This window comes from Pseudomonas sp. YQ_5, from assembly GCF_043103305.1.
Lineage (GTDB): Bacteria > Pseudomonadota > Gammaproteobacteria > Pseudomonadales > Pseudomonadaceae > Aquipseudomonas > Aquipseudomonas putida_Y.
In genome coordinates, this window is sequence record NZ_JBICJS010000037.1 from 62602 (window position 1) to 80303 (window position 17702).

20 protein-coding genes are annotated in these 17702 nt (G+C 60.3%); 11 read left to right on the plus strand and 9 right to left on the minus strand.

Annotated features, from left to right (window positions below):
- Positions 1–206 precede the first annotated feature (206 nt).
- The 3 genes from ACF8EA_RS06585 to ACF8EA_RS06595 all read left to right on the plus strand — a co-directional run bounded on the left by ACF8EA_RS06585 (position 207) and on the right by ACF8EA_RS06595 (position 2145).
- On the plus strand, positions 207–623 hold the full coding sequence (locus ACF8EA_RS06585) for a lysozyme inhibitor LprI family protein (RefSeq protein WP_392521328.1): 417 nt from the start codon (positions 207–209) through the stop codon (positions 621–623).
- Positions 624–761: 138 nt separating this feature from the next.
- Positions 762–1454 carry a hypothetical protein gene (locus tag ACF8EA_RS06590; protein ID WP_003255705.1) on the plus strand — a complete coding sequence of 231 codons (693 nt, stop codon included), beginning with the start codon at positions 762–764 and terminating at the stop codon, positions 1452–1454.
- A gap of 73 nt (positions 1455–1527) precedes the next feature.
- On the plus strand, positions 1528–2145 hold the full coding sequence (locus ACF8EA_RS06595) for a hypothetical protein (protein ID WP_021782646.1): 618 nt from the start codon (positions 1528–1530) through the stop codon (positions 2143–2145).
- A gap of 3 nt (positions 2146–2148) precedes the next feature.
- Here the strand turns inward: ACF8EA_RS06595 and ACF8EA_RS06600 are convergent, their stop codons facing one another.
- Positions 2149–3096: a GlxA family transcriptional regulator gene (locus ACF8EA_RS06600; RefSeq protein ID WP_021782645.1), complete on the minus strand. Its 948-nt coding sequence runs from the start codon at positions 3094–3096 to the stop codon at positions 2149–2151.
- Positions 3097–3241: 145 nt separating this feature from the next.
- Here ACF8EA_RS06600 and choX point away from each other — a divergent pair, with 145 nt between their 5' ends.
- The 4 genes from choX to ACF8EA_RS06620 all read left to right on the plus strand — a co-directional run bounded on the left by choX (position 3242) and on the right by ACF8EA_RS06620 (position 6803).
- Positions 3242–4186, plus strand: a complete 945-nt coding sequence (choX, locus tag ACF8EA_RS06605; RefSeq protein WP_392521329.1) for a choline ABC transporter substrate-binding protein — start codon at positions 3242–3244, stop codon at positions 4184–4186.
- A gap of 123 nt (positions 4187–4309) precedes the next feature.
- Entirely contained in the window at positions 4310–5194 is an 885-nt protein-coding gene (locus ACF8EA_RS06610) for a 3-keto-5-aminohexanoate cleavage protein (RefSeq protein ID WP_323600713.1), read from the plus strand.
- A gap of 162 nt (positions 5195–5356) precedes the next feature.
- Positions 5357–6322 (plus strand): L-carnitine dehydrogenase, encoded by a 966-nt coding sequence (locus tag ACF8EA_RS06615; RefSeq protein WP_392521330.1) that lies wholly within the window; start codon positions 5357–5359, stop codon positions 6320–6322.
- Between the two features lie 10 nt (positions 6323–6332).
- Positions 6333–6803, plus strand: coding sequence for a thioesterase family protein (locus tag ACF8EA_RS06620; protein WP_392521331.1), 471 nt, complete (start codon positions 6333–6335; stop codon positions 6801–6803).
- A 219-nt stretch (positions 6804–7022) separates the two neighbouring features.
- Here ACF8EA_RS06620 and ACF8EA_RS06625 read toward each other — a convergent pair whose 3' ends face one another.
- Positions 7023–7274: a hypothetical protein gene (locus ACF8EA_RS06625; protein ID WP_274148594.1), complete on the minus strand. Its 252-nt coding sequence runs from the start codon at positions 7272–7274 to the stop codon at positions 7023–7025.
- Positions 7275–7611: 337 nt separating this feature from the next.
- On the opposite strand from ACF8EA_RS06625, the gene ACF8EA_RS06630 reads away from it, so the two are divergent.
- A complete protein-coding gene (locus tag ACF8EA_RS06630) occupies positions 7612–7869 on the plus strand; it encodes a hypothetical protein (RefSeq protein WP_021782639.1) in 258 nt (85 codons plus the stop codon).
- A 120-nt stretch (positions 7870–7989) separates the two neighbouring features.
- On the opposite strand, the gene ACF8EA_RS06635 is transcribed toward ACF8EA_RS06630, so the two are convergent.
- Positions 7990–9096, minus strand: a complete 1107-nt coding sequence (locus ACF8EA_RS06635; protein WP_021782638.1) for a GlxA family transcriptional regulator — start codon at positions 9094–9096, stop codon at positions 7990–7992.
- A 500-nt stretch (positions 9097–9596) separates the two neighbouring features.
- Entirely contained in the window at positions 9597–10973 is a 1377-nt protein-coding gene (locus tag ACF8EA_RS06640; protein WP_019439081.1) for an L-serine ammonia-lyase, read from the minus strand.
- Positions 10974–11425: 452 nt separating this feature from the next.
- Here ACF8EA_RS06640 and ACF8EA_RS06645 point away from each other — a divergent pair, with 452 nt between their 5' ends.
- From ACF8EA_RS06645 to choV, 3 genes are all read left to right on the plus strand, one after another.
- Complete coding sequence (locus ACF8EA_RS06645) at positions 11426–12373, plus strand: choline ABC transporter substrate-binding protein (protein WP_021782637.1); 948 nt, start codon at positions 11426–11428, stop codon at positions 12371–12373.
- An 81-nt stretch (positions 12374–12454) separates the two neighbouring features.
- A complete protein-coding gene (gene choW / locus ACF8EA_RS06650; protein WP_172402799.1) occupies positions 12455–13303 on the plus strand; it encodes a choline ABC transporter permease subunit in 849 nt (282 codons plus the stop codon).
- Positions 13300–14478 (plus strand): choline ABC transporter ATP-binding protein, encoded by a 1179-nt coding sequence (gene choV / locus ACF8EA_RS06655; protein WP_021782635.1) that lies wholly within the window; start codon positions 13300–13302, stop codon positions 14476–14478. The genes choW and choV overlap by 4 nt, the downstream gene beginning before the upstream one ends.
- A gap of 117 nt (positions 14479–14595) precedes the next feature.
- On the opposite strand, the gene hisF is transcribed toward choV, so the two are convergent.
- Genes hisF through hisB form a run of 5 tightly spaced genes read right to left on the minus strand, consistent with a single transcriptional unit; the run spans position 14596 to position 17635 of the window.
- Entirely contained in the window at positions 14596–15366 is a 771-nt protein-coding gene (hisF, locus tag ACF8EA_RS06660; RefSeq protein WP_013970495.1) for an imidazole glycerol phosphate synthase subunit HisF, read from the minus strand.
- Positions 15367–15376: 10 nt separating this feature from the next.
- On the minus strand, positions 15377–16114 hold the full coding sequence (gene hisA / locus ACF8EA_RS06665; protein WP_003255731.1) for a 1-(5-phosphoribosyl)-5-[(5-phosphoribosylamino)methylideneamino]imidazole-4-carboxamide isomerase: 738 nt from the start codon (positions 16112–16114) through the stop codon (positions 15377–15379).
- 27 nt (positions 16115–16141) lie between these two features.
- Entirely contained in the window at positions 16142–16402 is a 261-nt protein-coding gene (locus tag ACF8EA_RS06670; RefSeq protein ID WP_021782634.1) for a DUF2164 domain-containing protein, read from the minus strand.
- On the minus strand, positions 16403–17041 hold the full coding sequence (gene hisH / locus ACF8EA_RS06675) for an imidazole glycerol phosphate synthase subunit HisH (RefSeq protein WP_176683582.1): 639 nt from the start codon (positions 17039–17041) through the stop codon (positions 16403–16405). It abuts the gene before it with no gap.
- Positions 17042–17635, minus strand: coding sequence for an imidazoleglycerol-phosphate dehydratase HisB (gene hisB, locus ACF8EA_RS06680; RefSeq protein ID WP_003255736.1), 594 nt, complete (start codon positions 17633–17635; stop codon positions 17042–17044).
- Positions 17636–17702 lie beyond the last annotated feature (67 nt).

Here is a 17702-nt window from a genome sequence, read left to right on the forward strand (position 1 = left end):
AGGCGCCCCGGTGCAAAAACGACAGGGGGTTTGCCGAAAGCGTCAATGCGCGACATGAGCACGTCTGGCGCGTCTTTCGGCGATGAGAGGCAGTCTCGATAACGCCATTTGCGACCGCTGCATGAACATTTGGTCAGGGAGCTACCACCTGGCCTCAGGCTGAGCGAGAATCCCTGCGATTCGACAGCCTGTTGAGGAGAAAGCGGATGAAATCAATGGCATGGCTGGTGCTGCTGGCCATCGTGAGCGGGGCCCAGGCCGGCGAGGAAGAAAGCACACCTTGCGACAATGTGGAGACCGACCAGCAGACCTTCGCCTGCGCAGCATTCAACAAGCAGATCGCCGAGCGTGAGCTGCAGTCGGCCTACGACGACCTGGTCGCGCGCATGCGTGATCAGTTTGGCGACGAGACTGGCCTGATGTCGCGATTAGAGGCAGCTGAGCAAGTCTGGAGCCAACTGCGCGATGCAGACTGCAAGGTCGAAACCCATGCTGAACAACCAGGCAGCAAGGCCTACCAGATCGCCTGGAACAGCTGCATTGCACAGCGCAGCGATGAGCGAGCGGAGTACTTGCGCAGCCTGGGCCTGCAAAACGGTGACGAGCTGGCACCCGAAGATTGATCAGTACGCGCGAGTGAACGATCAACTCCAGAGGAACAACATGCCGCTGATGTCCCCTGCGTAATTACTCGATAGTGCCCTCAGACCACGTGCTCACCATGTGTGTCTTGGAACTCACAACTATCAAGGAATTACAAAGTGGCTGACATCAAAGTTGAAATGGAAAAAATCCGCAAAGAGGGTCAAGAGCGCGTAGCCGCTACCGGCCAGACCATCTGCGTCTTCGCTGACAATGTCCCTGCCAACATTGCAGAAGACATCCTGGCCGGCATGCGCTTGATGACCGAACTGGCCAACAAGAAGTTCGACAAGGAAACCCAGCAGCGCGAGTGGTACAACTTCTACAACGATGGCCTGATCAAGTTCGGCTGGACCATGACGGGTGCAGCACATGCCGAAGATGCCATTGATGAGGACAACCTGACTTTGGCAGAGCTGATCACCAAGTCCGTCACAATCAGTGTCTCTGCGGACCCTCGTCGCGCCGCCTGCGCCAGGCGTGTTCTGCAAATTGTCGTGCAGAAACCGGAAGTCAAGGCGCATCTGGAAAAGCACAGCCACAGCGAATCCGGCAAATCGAGCAACTTCGTGGTCGCCCAGTGCGAAATGACGCCACAAGGCCTGCCGGCGATGCACATGACCAGCTTCCAGGCCAGCTACGACTCGAAAGTCGAGCGTGAAGGCGCCCTGACCCGCAAGGTCGACAAAACCTCTACCCGCGTCTATCGCGCGTCGCAGCAGGGCACGTTCAGCGTTCGTCACTTCGACGCTGCACGTGATCTTGTGAACGAGAAGATCAAAGGCGACATCGCCGCGTTTCTCGCTATCTGATTAGCGAGGCCGGGTACCAGAGCGCGCTGGTACCCGGTTCTGGTCATATGCATCCATCGAGGAGCAATGCCACATGGGCGATACAAGCCTGGACACCCGAATATTCGAGGAGCGGCTAAGAATCAAGCCTGCGCCCTGGCTGACACTCGAGACATGGGAAGATTTGCAGCTATGCCTGCGTTATTCACAAGCGATGGCCAATGAAAAATACTCGATGGAGACCCAGCCTCAGCAATGGTTCGCTGTCGCTCTCGCCACCTTGCAATCATTGAAATTCACCCTGTTCGAACATACACATAAAACCATTGTGTATGAGCCGCACCTGCTTGCATTGAGCGATGTGTACAGTGGCTATCTACCCCCGCCCCGCGAGAAAGGGCCTTGGTTCAAGAGCCTTGAAGAAAATGTTCAAGCCGCTCTGCAGTCGGCAGGTACGCATACTTTCACCGTAATGAACGCCTCTTCACATCTAAGCATCGAAATGGACCATGAAGGGGACCAGGTTCCGGTTGCGATCCTGTTTTACACCTACTGCATTACCGACCCGGTCGAGCCCACCAGAAAGTTGAACCTGATATTCGACCATCTGGGTGCACGCTTCAATGCAGCGGGTTTTGCCTCGCTTCGCAAGGATCTGCAAGCAAGGAATCGTGAAAAACTGAGGGCGATTCTCGAGCGCGAGCTGGATTGAAGCTCACTTTGTACCCCCAGGCCGACGCTCCTCCCGCGGGCACCTTCCAAACCTGAGCTTGTAGCGCCGCGTGAAATACGATGGCAGTTCAAACCCACAGGCAAGGCTGACTTCAGTCACCGACATGTCGGTCTGGGCCAGCAGCTGGCGCGCCTTGTCCAGCCGTAACGCGAGATAGAAACTGCTCGGTGTGGCATCAAGGTGCATGCGAAACAAACGCTCCAATTGACGCCTTGTTACCCTGATCGCGGCAGCCAGATCCAGCGTGCTCAGTGGTGGCTCTATGTGTTTTTCCATTTCGCCGATGGCATGGATCAGCTTCTTGTTGCTGATGCCATAACGCGCACCGATCTGCATGCGCTGGTGGTCCTGGCGCTGACGGATGCGACCCAGCACGAACTGCTCGGACACCTTGACCGCCAGTTCGCTGCCGTGAGACTGGGCAATCAGGTGCAGCATCAAATCGATCGAGGCCGTTCCGCCGGCACAGGTGATGCGGCTGCGGTCAATCTCGAACAGCTCTTGGGTGGCCTGAAGGCCTGGATAGCGTTCCTTGAATGCCTCAAGCGCCTCCCAATGCAATGTCGCTCGGTAGCCCTCGAGCAGCCCTGCCTCGGCCAGCACCATCGCGCCCGTGTCGATACCACCGAGCATGACAGCTTCGTGGTTGAGCCGGCGCAGCGCATGCAGCAGTTTGGGTGCGACATTGGCCAGTGGCTCGAAGCCCGCAACCACCAGCAGGATGTTGGCCGGCTCCCCCTCCCCCAAGGCGGCATCGGCATTGATCGACATGCCATTGCTCGCCAGCACCGCTTCACCATCCAGGCTTAGCACCTGCCACCGGTACAACTGCCCACCAAAACGATTGGCCACCCGCAGTGGCTCCACCGCCGAAATGAACCCCATGGCGGAAAACCCGGGCACCAACAGAAAGGCTATCGTCTCCATCATCCCCTCCTCCACAGAAAACTGGTCGCCCAGGTGCTAATTCCTGTCGCTAGCGTGCGCTTGGGCAAGGTAGCGCCAGCGTAGCGTATTCACACGGTCCGCAGAGGCCGCCCTCAATAACAATACGCACTGCCGATGGAGAGCCACCATGCACAGCTTGATCCGCCGCAGCCTGTTGTCACTTGCCCTGAGCAGCATCGTTGCCACCCCGCTTTTCGCCGCCGAGCCCGCCGCCTGCAAAAACGTGCGCCTTGGTGTGGTCAACTGGACCGACGTCATTGCCACCAGCGCCATGGCCCAGGTGCTGCTCGACGGCCTGGGGTACCAGACCAAACAGACCAGTGCCTCGCAACAGATCATCTTCGCCGGCATCCGCGACAAGCGCCTGGACATGTTCCTGGGGTACTGGAACCCGATCATGACTCAGACCATTACCCCGTTCATCGATGCCAACCAGGTCAAAGTGCTGGACAAGCCAAGCCTGGAAGACGCGCGCGCCACCTTGGCCGTGCCGAAATACCTCTACGACAAGGGCCTGAAGACCTTCGCCGACATCCACAAGTTCGAGAAAGAGCTGGGCGGCAAGATCTATGGCATTGAACCGGGTTCCGGCGCCAACACCCAGATCAAGGCAATGATCACCAAGAACCAGTTCGACCTGGGCAAGTTCCAGCTGGTCGAGTCCAGCGAGGCCGGCATGCTCGCCGCCGTCGACCGCGCGGTGCGGCGCAAGGAGGCCGTGGTGTTCTTCGGCTGGGCGCCGCACCCGATGAACGTGAACATCGACATGGCCTACCTAGGTGACAGCTGGGATGCGCTCGGCCCTGACGAAGGCCGTGCGACGGTGTGGACGGTGACGGCGCCGGACTACGCCGAACGCTGCCCCAATGCCCACCGCCTGCTGGCCAACCTTAAGTTCAGCGCCGAGGACGAGAGCCGCATGATGCAGCCACTGCTCGACCACAAGGACGCGCTGGAATCAGCCCGCCAGTGGCTCAAGGACCACCCCGATGACAAGGCGCGCTGGCTTGAGGGTGTGACCACCTTCGATGGCAAGCCGGCTGCGGACAACCTCAAGCTTACCGCCAACTGACAGGGCCCTTTCGCGGGAACGCCCGCTCCCACAGGTACGCCGCCACACTCGGGATCACATTGATCCTGTGGGAGCGGGCATGCCCGCGAAAAAGCCAACACAGACATCACAAGGAACTGCACCATGAACCACGACGTCATCATCACCTGTGCCCTCACCGGCGCCGGCGACACCGCCTCGAAAAGCCACCTGGTCCCGGTTACCCCCAAGCAGATCGCCGAAGCCGCCGTGGAAGCCGCCAAAGCAGGTGCCACCGTGGTCCACTGCCACGTCCGCGACCCGCAGACCGGCCGTTTCAGCCGTGATGTAAACCTCTACCGCGAAGTCATGGAACGCATCCGCGAAGCTGACGTGGACATCATCGTCAATCTCACCGCCGGCATGGGCGGCGACCTGGAAATCGGCCCGGGTGAAACGCCGCTGGAGTTCGGCCCGGGCACCGACTTGATCGGCCCGCTGGAGCGCCTGGCCCATGTCGAAGCACTGTTGCCGGAAATCTGCACCCTCGATTGCGGCACCCTCAACTTTGGTGACGGCAACTCAATCTATGTGTCCACCCCGGCCCAACTGCGCGCCGGCGCCAAGCGCATCACCGAACTGGGCGTGAAGGCCGAGCTGGAAATCTTCGACACAGGCCACCTGTGGTTCGCCAAGCAAATGATCAAGGAAGGCCTGCTCGAAGACCCGTTGTTCCAGCTGTGCCTGGGCATCCCGTGGGGCGCACCGGCCGACACCACCACCATGAAGGCCATGGTCGACAACCTGCCAGCCAACGTCACCTGGGCCGGCTTCGGCATCGGCCGCATGCAGATGCCTATGGCTGCTCAGGCTGTGTTGCTCGGCGGCAATGTGCGGGTAGGTCTGGAGGACAACCTGTATCTGGACCGTGGCGTGCTGGCCAGCAATGGCCAACTGGTGGAACGCGCAAGCGAGATCATCACCCGCATGGGTGGCCGCGTGCTCAGCCCGGCAGAAGGCCGAGAAAAAATGAACCTCAAGCGCCGCTGATCCAACGATCGCAAATGCACCGAAGACCCTGTGGGAGCGGGCGTGCCCGCGAAGCAGGCAACGCGATGGATGGCACCGGCCGCGCCGGTGTTCGCGGGCATGCCCGCTCCCACAGGGTTAGGCAGTAACCCTGATGACTGTGTTTTACCCTGAGGACTAGCTATGCCCTTTATCACTGAAATCAAAACCTTCGCCGCCCTGGGTAGCGGCGTGATCGGCAGCGGCTGGGTCGCCCGCGCCCTGGCCCACGGCCTGGACGTGGTGGCCTGGGACCCGGCGCCCGACGCCGAACAGGCACTGCGCAAACGGATCGCCAACGCCTGGCCGGCGCTAGAAAAACAGGGCCTGGCACCCGGCGCATCGCAAGACCGCCTGAAGTTCGTGGCGACCATCGAGGAATGCGTGCGTAACGCCGATTTCATCCAGGAAAGCGCACCAGAGCGCCTGGACCTCAAGCTCGACCTGCACGCCAAAATCAGCGCCGCAGCCAAGCCTGACGCAATCATCGGTTCAAGCACTTCGGGCCTGCTGCCCAGCGAGTTCTACGAGTCGTCCACTCACCCTGAACGCTGCGTCGTCGGCCACCCGTTCAACCCGGTGTACCTGCTGCCGCTGGTCGAGATCGTCGGCGGCAGCCGCACCTCACCCGAGGCCATTGAAGCTGCCAAAACCATCTACACCGCCCTCGGCATGCGCCCACTGCATGTGCGCAAGGAAGTGCCAGGCTTCATCGCAGACCGCCTGCTCGAAGCGCTATGGCGCGAGGCTCTGCACCTGGTCAACGACGGGGTTGCCACCACGGGCGAAATCGACGACGCGATCCGCTTCGGCGCAGGCTTGCGCTGGTCGTTCATGGGCACATTCCTTACCTATACCCTGGCCGGTGGCGATGCCGGCATGCGCCACTTCATGTCACAGTTCGGCCCTGCCCTGAAGCTGCCCTGGACGTACCTGCCAGCACCGGAACTGACCGACAAGCTGATCGACGATGTGGTGAGCGGCACCGCTGAGCAACAGGGCGAGCGCAGCATCGCTGCACTGGAGCGCTACCGTGACGACACCTTGCTGGCGGTACTGGAAGCGGTGAAGTCCAGCAAGGCCAGCCACGGCATGTCGTTTGGCGATTAAGGAGACCAAGATGCCTGCTTTGATCACTTACCGCACCACGGTCCAGGAGGACTGGGTCGATTACAACGGGCACCTGCGCGATGCCTTCTACCTGCTGATCTTCAGCTACGCGACCGACGCCCTGATGGAGCGCATCGGCCTGGACGCCGATAGCCGCGGGCAAAGCGGTAATTCGCTGTTCACGCTGGAGGCGCATATCAATTATCTGCACGAGGTGAAGCTGGGCACCGAGGTGTGGGTGCAGACGCAGATCATCGGGTTCGACCACAAGCGTCTTCACGTGTATCACAGCCTGCACCGGGCAGGGTTCAACGAGGTCCTGGCGGCGAGCGAGCAGATGTTGCTGCACGTGGACCTGGCGGGGCCGCAGTCAGCGCCTTTTGGGCACACCACTGTTTACCAATTGAACCACTTGGCAGAGCAACAGGAGGGGGCGCCGGCGCCGCAATACATCGGGCGCACCTTAAAACTTCCTTCTTGAATGACCAGGGAGCCGGCGCCAAGGTCTCCATAGATACGAAGCACCCTGGCGCCTTCACTCGCAACAATCAGACAGTACAGAAGCGGACAACCATAGCGAACGCTCTATATACTGGCCCGGTCAGTCTTCTTGTAAATCTGAACACTTCTGGTTTACCACCGCCAAAATGTACATCCGTGGTTATGCCCCAGAAAAGTTATTTTTCCGCCTAACAGCTCTTTACCATGTAAAAATGTTGACGGACATAACTTGCTCGGGGTAATCCACTGTCGAAGTCTTTACCTCAGCCCGCACGGGATCGACATCATTATCCTTGCTAACACTTTCAAGTGCTTCACGGCGCTGATCAGATTTAATCTGAAATAGCGTGCCGGCTAAACCTTCGAGATAATTCGAATGCTCCGAGGCTGTACACCCTGCAAAAATAAACACAGCACCTAACAAGCCGAACTTTAATTTTTCCCGGTCCAAGTTCATGCTCCAGATATCGGAGCCTTACTCGTCCACGGACATCGATTCCCAAAAACCAATATAAATAACAGTTGCAAAAAATAACCCCGGAAAGCCGTGAGCTACCGGGGCCAAGAGCGAGCAACATCCACTGTGCGTGAGCGAGGGTGACCAAACCCTCTGTACCGTGAATGGCTTCAGTGTGCGTGCTTGCCTGGTAGGGGATTTAGTCGTAAACGACCTGTTCTTAGCCAAAGCAGCCATGGCGACATTCTGTCCTTGCGAGGCTGTCGCGCACGTCACAGAATCGGTCGTAAATCACAGCAGCACTCTCTTAGCGATAAAAGGGACAACAGCCATGATGCATGCGGATTTGATTGATCAGGACGACCTCGCCGGCCACTTGCGCGCGCGCGGTTTCGATATTCCTGCCGGGGCCAGTGCCGAACAGGCTTGTGAAGCGGTGGTTCGTGGGCTGAACGAGCCCAATGCGCGAGCGCTGAAGGGGATGGTGGAGCAGATGTACACCGGTAGTGCGACGATCCTGCCGGCAGTGCGCCAGGCCATCGACAAGCAGCTGTTGCCGGCGCTGGCGCAGTTCAACAAACGCGCGTAATTCATTTACCCAAAAACGGCCCCTTCGCGGGACAAGCCCACCCCCACAGATCACCCGCTGACTCAAGTTAGCGGGTGATCTGTGGGGGTGGGCTTGTCCCGCGAAAAAGTCGACTCGATATCAGAGCCTTACACTGGCAAATGTCGACTCGTTGCGCGCCTGGCTAAGGGCCGCCATCGGCCCGCTGTGCGGCGACAGGGTCATGGCCTGCGGAATCGGCATCATGGCCACCTGCTGCGCGGTGTTGGAGCCCACACGCTCGTCACGCGGCGGAATGCCAAAGTACTCGCGATAGCACTTGGAGAAGTGCGGGGTCGACACGAATCCGCACACCGATGCCACTTCGATGATCGACATTGGCGTCTGCTTCAGCAGCTGCCGCGCACGGATCAGGCGCAACTTCAGGTAGTAGCGCGACGGCGAGCAGTGCAGGTACTTCTGGAACAGGCGCTCAAGCTGGCGTCGCGAAACCGATACATACACCGCCAGTTCGTCCAGGTCGATCGGCTCCTCCAGATTGGCCTCCATCAACGCGACGATTTCCTGCAACTTCGGCTGGTTGGTGCCAAGCATGTGTTTGAGCGGCACACGCTGGTGGTCCTGCTCGTTGCGAATACGCTCGTAGACGAACATCTCGGAAATCGCCGCCGACAGCTCACGGCCGTGATCACGGCTGATCAGGTGCAGCATCATGTCCAGCGGCGCGGTACCACCGGAGCTGGTGAAGCGGTTGCGGTCAAGGGTGAACAGGCGGGTGCTCATGTTCACCCGCGGGAAGGCTTCCTGCATTGCGGCCAGGCATTCCCAGTGCACGCTGCAATCGAAGCCGTCGAGCAGGCCAGCGCAGGCCAGTGCCCAACTGCCGGTGCACACGGCACCCAACCTGCGCGACTGACGGGCCTGGGCTTGCAACCAGGTGACGTGTTCACGGGTGACGGAACGCTGGATGCCAACACCACCACAGACAATCACGGTGTCGATGGGCGGAGCATTACTGATTGCCGCATCCGGTGTGATTTGCAGACCATCGCTGGCCCACACCTGACCGCCATCGATCGTCAGCGTGTGCCACCGATACAGCTCACGGCCAGACAGCTGGTTGGCCATGCGCAGCGGCTCGACCGCCGATGCCAGGGAAATCAGGGTGAAATTGTCCAATAGAAGAAACCCGATGGACTGGGGTGTTGTGCGGTTCTGGGTTGGATTCCCGGAGTTGTACGACGTCATCGCGATTTCTCCTCACACAAATGCAGGGTGTGCCTCAGGCGGGCACTTACTTCTTGTTATGACCCCTCGGTCATTTTCCGGGGGTAGGCTTGCCAATCTCAACGCAAACGCCGTGCCTAAACTTGAACGGCCATCCAAAAAAACCTGAAAACGACGCCTTTATTGGGCATTTCAAGTACTTGCATCGTGCTGGCCAGTCGTCCAGAACAGGCGAGCTAGCGCGTTGCCTGTAACGGTTGAGCAGTTTAGTGACACGTGCCGCGTGGGTTTCCCAGAAGCGACACCCTTAAGTGTCACCGACAACGCCCACACTGATCGCGACATCCGACAATCGGTAGGTGGGGCGCCCCTCATCGCACCATAACGAGGCATTGGCGGTTGTGCTGCACCTCATCAGCCTCCAGGGCATCTTCGCGGGCAAGCCCGCTCCTACAGGGATGGCACAGTTCCTGTAGGAGCGGGCTTGCCCGCGAAGATGCCCTGGAGGTCAGATCAGCAAATCAGCACTCGATAGCGCTGACCGCCAGGCCACCGCGCGAGGTCTCTTTGTACTTGTCGTGCATATCGGCCCCGGTATCGCGCATGGTGCGGATTACCTGGTCGAGGGAAATGAAGTGCTCACCATCACCGCGTAACGCCATCTGCACCGCGTTGATGGCCTTCACCGCAGCAATCGCGTTGCGCTCGATGCAGGGCACTTGCACCAACCCGCCAACCGGGTCGCAGGTCAGGCCAAGGTTATGTTCCAGGGCAATTTCAGCGGCGTTCTCAACCTGTGCGGGAGTGGCGCCGAGTACTTCGGCAAGGCCTGCTGCGGCCATTGCGCAGGCCGAGCCGACTTCCCCCTGGCAACCTACTTCGGCACCAGAGATCGAGGCGTTCTTCTTGCACAGGATGCCCACGGCGGCGGCGGCCAGGAAGTAATCGACAACGCTGGACTCATCAACCTCATCACTGAAACGCATGTAGTAATGCAGCACCGCCGGGATGATGCCCGCCGCGCCGTTGGTCGGTGCGGTCACCATGCGCCCGCCGGCGGCGTTTTCTTCATTGACCGCCAAGGCGAACAGGTTGACCCATTCCATGGCGCTCATGGTCGAGCCGATCACGTTGGGCTTGCCGATTTCCTGCAGGCTGCGGTGCAGCTTGGCGGCGCGGCGGCGCACGTTCAGCCCGCCTGGTAGCGTGCCCTCGTACTTGAGGCCGTTGTTGACGCATTCCTGCATGGCTTCCCAGAGCTTGTGCAGGCCAGCGCGGATGTCTTCCTCGCTGCGCCAGACCTTCTCGTTGGCCATCATCAATTGCGACACGCTGAGGTCGTTTTGCTTGCACAGGCGCAGCAGTTCGGCGGCGCTGTTGAAGTCGTACGGCAACACCGTCTGGTCAGCATCCAGCACACCGCTGGCGGCTTGGGCTGCATCGACTACAAAGCCGCCACCCACCGAGTAATAGGTGTCGCGGTGCAACTCGCCCTGCTCGCCTTCGGCAATCAGGGTCATGGCGTTGGGGTGATACGGCAGGTTCTCGTCCAGCAGCAGCATGTCGCGGGCCCAGACGAACTCGATGGGCAAGCGGCTATCCAGCTGCAGGGTGTTGGTTTCGCGCAGGTCGGCGATACGCGGCACGATCTGGGTCGGGTCAATGGCGTCAGGCCACTCGCCCATCAGGCCCATGATGGTGGCGTTGTCGGTGCCATGACCAATACCGGTGGCCGACAGCGAGCCATACAGGCGCACTTCGATCCGTTTTACACGTTCCAGCTCGCCGCGTTCGCGCAGGCCCTGAACGAACAGGGCGCCAGCACGCATGGGGCCGACGGTGTGGGAGCTGGAGGGCCCGACACCGATCTTGAACAGGTCGAACACGCTGATGGCCATTGTCGAATCACCTCTTGCTGGGCTTGTCTCTGCGCGCCATGCGCAGGGCGGAGTAGCTGCTAGGCTCAAACAGCGGGCCGCCTTGAATGCCAGCATCATCGGGCTTTTACCGCCCACCTCGCCGTCTGCAACCGACGTACTTTTGTCCAGCAGCGCCGCGCTGTTTTTAACGAGGAACTGCGCCCACCGCGCCGTTTTCCAGCGGCCTGGTGACGCAAAAATGCGTGTGAGGGGGTGGAAAAATCCATAAGCGACATCGCCCATACTGGATACGACCCGTTCCGTACTGGATACGACCCCACCAGTAGGCGATTGCCCGGCGCTGGAGGATTATCGAAAGCGACTCGTAAAGCACGGCCACGCATCCTGCCCTCTGCAGGCCTGGTCGACCGGACCCTCAGAAAGCCCGGCGACCCACGCGAACCCGAAGACAATATCTCAGGAGTCCATCCATGAAAGGTTCACCCTCGCTGTTGCTGGTTGCGTTGCTGTCCGCGCCATTGCTGGCCCAGGCAGCCGAACCCGAGCAGTGTCAGACTGTACGCTTCTCCGATGTCGGCTGGACCGACATCACAGTCACGACCGCGACCACCAGCGTTGTGCTCGAAGCACTGGGTTACAAGACCCACACCACCATGATCTCGGTACCGGTGACCTACAAGTCGCTGGCCACCGGCAAGGACCTGGACGTGTTTCTCGGCAACTGGATGCCGACCATGGAGAACGACATCAAGCAATACCGCGACGCCGGCACGGTAGAAACCGTGCGCGCCAACCTGGAAAACGCCAAGTACACCCTGGCAGTCCCCCAGGCGCTGTATGACAAGGGCCTGAAGGATTTCAGCGACATTCCCAAGTTCAAGAAAGAACTGAACGGCAAGATCTACGGCATCGAACCGGGTAACGACGGCAACCGCACCATCCAGAGCATGATCGACAAGAACGCCTTTGGCTTGAAGGACGCCGGTTTCAAGATCGTGCAGTCCAGCGAGGCGGGCATGCTGTCGCAGGTTGATCGCGCGCAGAAACGCGGCGAGGCAATGGTGTTCCTGGGCTGGGAGCCACACCCGATGAACACTCGCTTCAAGATGCAGTACCTGACCGGCGGGGACGAATTCTTCGGCCCCGACTTCGGCAAGGCCACCGTGCTGACCAACACCCGCAAGGGGTATACGCAGGAATGCAGCAACGTTGGCCAACTGCTTAAAAACCTGTCGTTCGAGCTCAAGGATGAAAGCACCATGATGGGCTATGTCCTGGACGACAAGATGAAACCCGAAGCCGCCGCCAGAAAATGGATCAAGGACAACCCAGGCAAGCTGGATGCCTGGCTGGCCGGCGTAACTACCGTTGATGGCAAACCCGGCCTGGAGGCGGCCAAGGCCAAGCTTACGCAATAACGAACTACGCAGTAGCGCTACCTCGGGGCAGGACCGTGCCTGCTCCGGGTTGATTTCAATCTATGCAGGTGGAAGCTCGCTATCATGCTTATCGATCAGAAAATACCTTTGGGCCAGTACATCGCGTCGTTCGTCGAATGGCTGACCCAGCATGGCGCGAATTACTTCGACGCCATCGCGCAAGGCCTGGAGTTCATGATCTACGGGGTTACCAGTATCCTTACCTGGTTCAACCCGCTCGTTCTCATCGCCCTGTTCGCCGCCCTGGCGCACCTGATCCAGCGCAAGTGGGCGCTTACCGCGTTCGTTGCCCTGTCGTTCCTGCTGATCCTCAACCTGGGTTACTGGCAGGAAACCATGGAAACCCTGGCGCAGGTCACCTTCGCCACGGTGGTATGTGTGTTGATCGGCGTACCACTGGGCATCCTCGCCGCGCACAAACCGATGTTCTATACCGCCATGCGCCCGGTGCTCGACCTGATGCAGACGGTGCCCACCTTCGTCTACCTGATCCCTACCCTGACCCTGTTCGGCCTGGGCGTGGTACCGGGGCTGATCTCCACCGTGGTGTTCGCCATCGCAGCGCCCATTCGCCTGACCTACCTGGGCATCTGCGACGTGCCGCAAGAGTTGATGGACGCCGGCAAGGCCTTTGGCTGCTCGCGTCGGCAACTGCTTACCCGTATCGAACTTCCGCACGCGATGCCAAGCATCGCCGCCGGTGTCACTCAATGCATCATGCTGTCGCTGTCGATGGTGGTAATTGCCGCCCTGGTCGGCGCTGACGGCCTGGGCAAACCTGTGGTCAACGCACTGAACACCGCCGATATCTCCCTGGGCTTCGAAGCGGGCCTGGCGATTGTGCTGCTGGCAATCATGCTCGACCGTATCTGCAAGCAACCGGAACTGCCGGTAAGGGGTGAGGCATGAGCATCATTCGTTTCGAAGACGTCGACGTCATCTTCTCCAACAAGCCGCGCGAGGCACTGTCGCTGCTGGACCAAGGCCAGACCCGCGAGCAGATCCTCAAGCAGACCGGCCTGGTGGTGGGTGTCGAAAAGGCCAACCTCGATATCAACAAAGGCGAGATCTGCGTGCTGATGGGCTTGTCCGGCTCGGGCAAGTCGAGCCTGCTGCGCTGCATCAACGGCCTCAACACCGTCAGCCGCGGCAAGTTGTTCGTCGAGCACGAAGGCAGGCACATCGACATTGCCAACTGCTCCGCGGCCGAACTGAAGATGATGCGCACCAAGCGCATTGCCATGGTGTTCCAGAAGTTTGCCCTGATGCCCTGGCTGACGGTGCGCGAGAACATCAGCTTTGGCTTGGAGATGCAGGGTCGTCCGGAAAAGGAACGGCGCAAGCTGGTCGACGAGAAGCTTGAGCTGGTGGGCCTGACCCAGTGGCGCAACAAGAAGCCGGATGAGCTTTCTGGCGGCATGCAACAGCGCGTGGGCCTGGCCCGGGCGCTGGCGATGGATGCCGACATCTTGCTGATGGACGAACCGTTCTCGGCGCTGGATCCCCTGATCCGCCAGGGCCTGCAAGATGAGCTGCTTGGCCTGCAGGCCAAGCTGAGCAAAACCATCGTGTTCGTCAGCCACGACCTGGACGAAGCGCTGAAACTGGGTACCCGCATTGCGATCATGAAAGACGGGCGGATCATCCAGTACAGCAAACCGGAGGAGATCGTGCTGAACCCGGCCGACGAATACGTGCGCACCTTCGTCGCCCATACCAACCCGCTGAACGTGCTGTGCGGCCGCAGCCTGATGCGCAGCCTGGACAACTGCAAACGGGTCAATGGCTCGGTGTGCCTGGACCCAGGTATCGATTCGTGGCTGGACCTTGGCGAAGGCGGCGCGCTCAAGCGTGCACGCCAGGGCCAGAACGGTCTGGACATGCAGAAATGGGCACCGGGGCAAGATGTGGAGCTGCTGGAGCGCAGGCCGACTGTGGTGCACGCCGATATTGGCATGCGTGACGCACTGCAGATTCGTTATCAGACCGGCAACAAGCTGGTGCTGCAGGATAACGACAAGGTGGTGGGGATTCTCGGGGATACCGAGCTTTACCACGCGCTGCTCGGCAAGAACCTCGGTTGAGGCAATTGGGGCCGCTTCGCGGCCCTTCGCGGGCACGCCCGCTCCCACAGGCTTGCTGAGATCTCTGTGGGAGCGGGCGTGCCCGCGAAGGGCTGCAAAGCAGCCCCGATCAATGGATCAGCGAACGACAATCCCGCGCGAAGCCATGTAGGCCTTGGCCTCCGGCACTGTGTACTCGCCAAAGTGGAAGATGCTGGCCGCCAGCACCGCGCTGGCGTGCCCTTCCAGAATGCCGTCGGCCAGGTGCTGCAGGTTACCCACGCCCCCCGAGGCAATCACCGGAATGCCCAGCGCATCACTGATAGCGCGGGTGACCCCCAGGTCGAAGCCGTTCTTCATGCCGTCCTGGTCCATGCTGGTCAGCAGGATCTCGCCAGCGCCCAGGCCTTCCATCTTCTTCGCCCACTCGACTGCATCCAGCCCGGTCGGCTTGCGCCCGCCGTGAGTGAAAATCTCCCAGCGCGGCTCTTCACCTGGCCCGGACACTTTCTTGGCATCGATGGCGACAACGATGCACTGCGAGCCGAAACGGTCCGCCGCCTCGCCGACAAACTCTGGGTTGAACACCGCGGCGGTGTTGATCGAGACCTTGTCGGCACCGGCGTTGAGCAGGTTGCGGATGTCCTGCACGGTACGCACGCCACCTCCGACCGTCAGCGGGATGAACACCTGGCTGGCCATGCGCTCGACGGTATGCAGCGTGGTGTCGCGGCCATCGACGCTGGCGGTGATGTCGAGAAAGGTGATTTCGTCGGCACCTTGCTCGTCGTAGCGACGGGCGATTTCCACCGGGTCGCCGGCGTCACGGATGTTCTCGAACTTGACGCCCTTGACCACCCGGCCGTTGTCCACGTCCAGGCAAGGGATAATGCGCTTGGCCAGTGCCATGGTTCAGTCCTCAGCCTTGGTAGTTGTCACAGAAGGCCTGGGCCTCAGCGACATCCAGGGTGCCTTCGTAGATGGCACGGCCAGTGATGGCGCCGATGATGCCCGGGGCCTTGGCGTCCAGCAGGGCCTTGATGTCGCCCAGGTTGTGAATGCCACCCGAGGCGATCACCGGGATACGGGTGGCTTCAGCCAGTGCCTTGGTGAAGGGCACGTTGCAGCCCTGCATCATGCCGTCCTTTGCGATGTCGGTGTAGACGATCGCCGAGACGCCATCGGCCTCGAAACGCTTGGCCAGGTCGATGACCTGCACCGAGCTGACTTCGGCCCAACCATCGGTGGCGACGAAACCGTCCTTGGCGTCCAGGCCGACGATGACCTTGCCCGGGAAGGCTTTGCACGCTTCAGCGACGAACTCGGGCTGCTTGACTGCCTTGGTGCCGATGATCACGTAGCTGACGCCAGCCTTGACGTAGTGTTCGATGGTTTCCAGCGAACGGATACCGCCGCCGATCTGGATCGGCAGGTTCGGGTAGCGCTTGGCGATGGCGGTAACCACTTCACCATTGACCGGCTGGCCTTCGAAGGCGCCGTTGAGGTCGACCAGGTGCAGGCGGCGGCAGCCACCCTCGACCCACTTGGCGGCCATGCTCACCGGGTCGTCGGAAAATACCGTAGAGTCTTCCATGCGGCCCTGGCGCAGGCGCACGCAAGCACCGTCCTTCAGATCGATAGCGGGGATAATCAGCATCTTGGGAACCTGTCTATTTGTTGGGTTTCAGGGCTTCTCGAGTGCCCACAGGTCGCTTTCGATGCTCTCGAACCGCTCCTTGAGGTGCAGCTGAACATCGGCAATCGCCCTGTTGTAGTAATGGGGTGCAATCTCTTTGCTGAACAGCTCGAGGACCTCGGCCACCTCGAATGACCCCAACTGCAGCTCGAAGCGGTCTTCGAGGAAGCGCTTCAAGGTATCGAGCGCTTCGCGCTCCTGTTCGGGGGCAAGGGTGATGCTCGGGGCCTTGGTCTTCGACCTGCTCATTTACCAGCGCCCGTCCCAGGCGATGAAATTCTGCAGCAGTTGCAGGCCATGGGTATGGCTCTTCTCCGGGTGGAACTGCACGGCAAAGCGCGAACCGTCGGCCAGCGCTGCGGCGAAGTCGACGCCATAGTGACCGCGCCCCACCACCTGGCCCGGTTTGCCGGCATTGATGTAGTAGCTGTGCACGAAGTAAAAACGTGCGCGGTCAGGGATGTCGTGCCACAGCGGGTGGTCGATGGTCTGGGCGACTTCGTTCCAGCCCATGTGCGGCACCTTAAGGTGCTCGCCGTCTTCTTGCAGGTCTTTGCCGAAAAAACGCACCTGGCCAGGGAACAGGCCGATGCAGTCGACGCCGGTGTTTTCCTCACTGTGTTCGAGCAGCGCCTGCATACCGACGCAGATGCCGAGGAACGGGCGGTCCTGGCTGACTTCGCGCACCAGGCTGTCGAAGCCAAGGCGGCGGATCTCGGCCATGCAGTCGCGAATCGCGCCCACGCCCGGGAACACCACACGGTCGGCCTCGCGGATCACTGAGGCATCGCTGGTAACTAGCACTTTACCGGCACCTACGTGCTCAAGCGCCTTGGCCACCGAGTGCAGGTTACCCATGCCATAGTCGATTACGGCTACCGTTTGCATTTACAGGCACCCTTTGGTGGAAGGCATCTGCCCGGCCATACGCTCGTCGAGAGTGATGGCCATGCGCAGGGCGCGGCCGAAAGCCTTGAATACGGTTTCGATCTGGTGGTGGGTGTTGTGACCACGCAGGTTATCGATGTGCAGGGTTACCAGGGCATGGTTGACGAAGCCCTGGAAAAACTCCTGGAACAGGTCGACATCGAAGCCACCAACGCTGGCACGGGTATACGGCACGTGCATCTGCAGGCCTGGGCGGCCAGAGAAGTCGATGACCACGCGTGACAGCGCTTCGTCCAGCGGCACGTAGGCGTGGCCGTAGCGGAAGATACCTTTCTTGTCACCGATGGCTTGGGCGAATGCCATGCCCAGGGTGATGCCGACGTCTTCGACGGTATGGTGATCGTCGATATGCGTGTCACCCTTGCACTCGATATCCAGATCGATCAGCCCATGGCGGGCGATCTGGTCCAGCATGTGTTCAAGGAAGGGCACACCGATATCGAATCGGGCCTTGCCACTGCCATCGAGGTTGATCGAGCACTTGACCTGGGTTTCCAGGGTATTGCGCTCGACGGAAGCCTTACGTTCAACCATCACCAGCTCCGCAAAATCATTGGGCGAAAAGGGTTTCATTATAGGCCCAGAACGCGCCAGCTTGAAA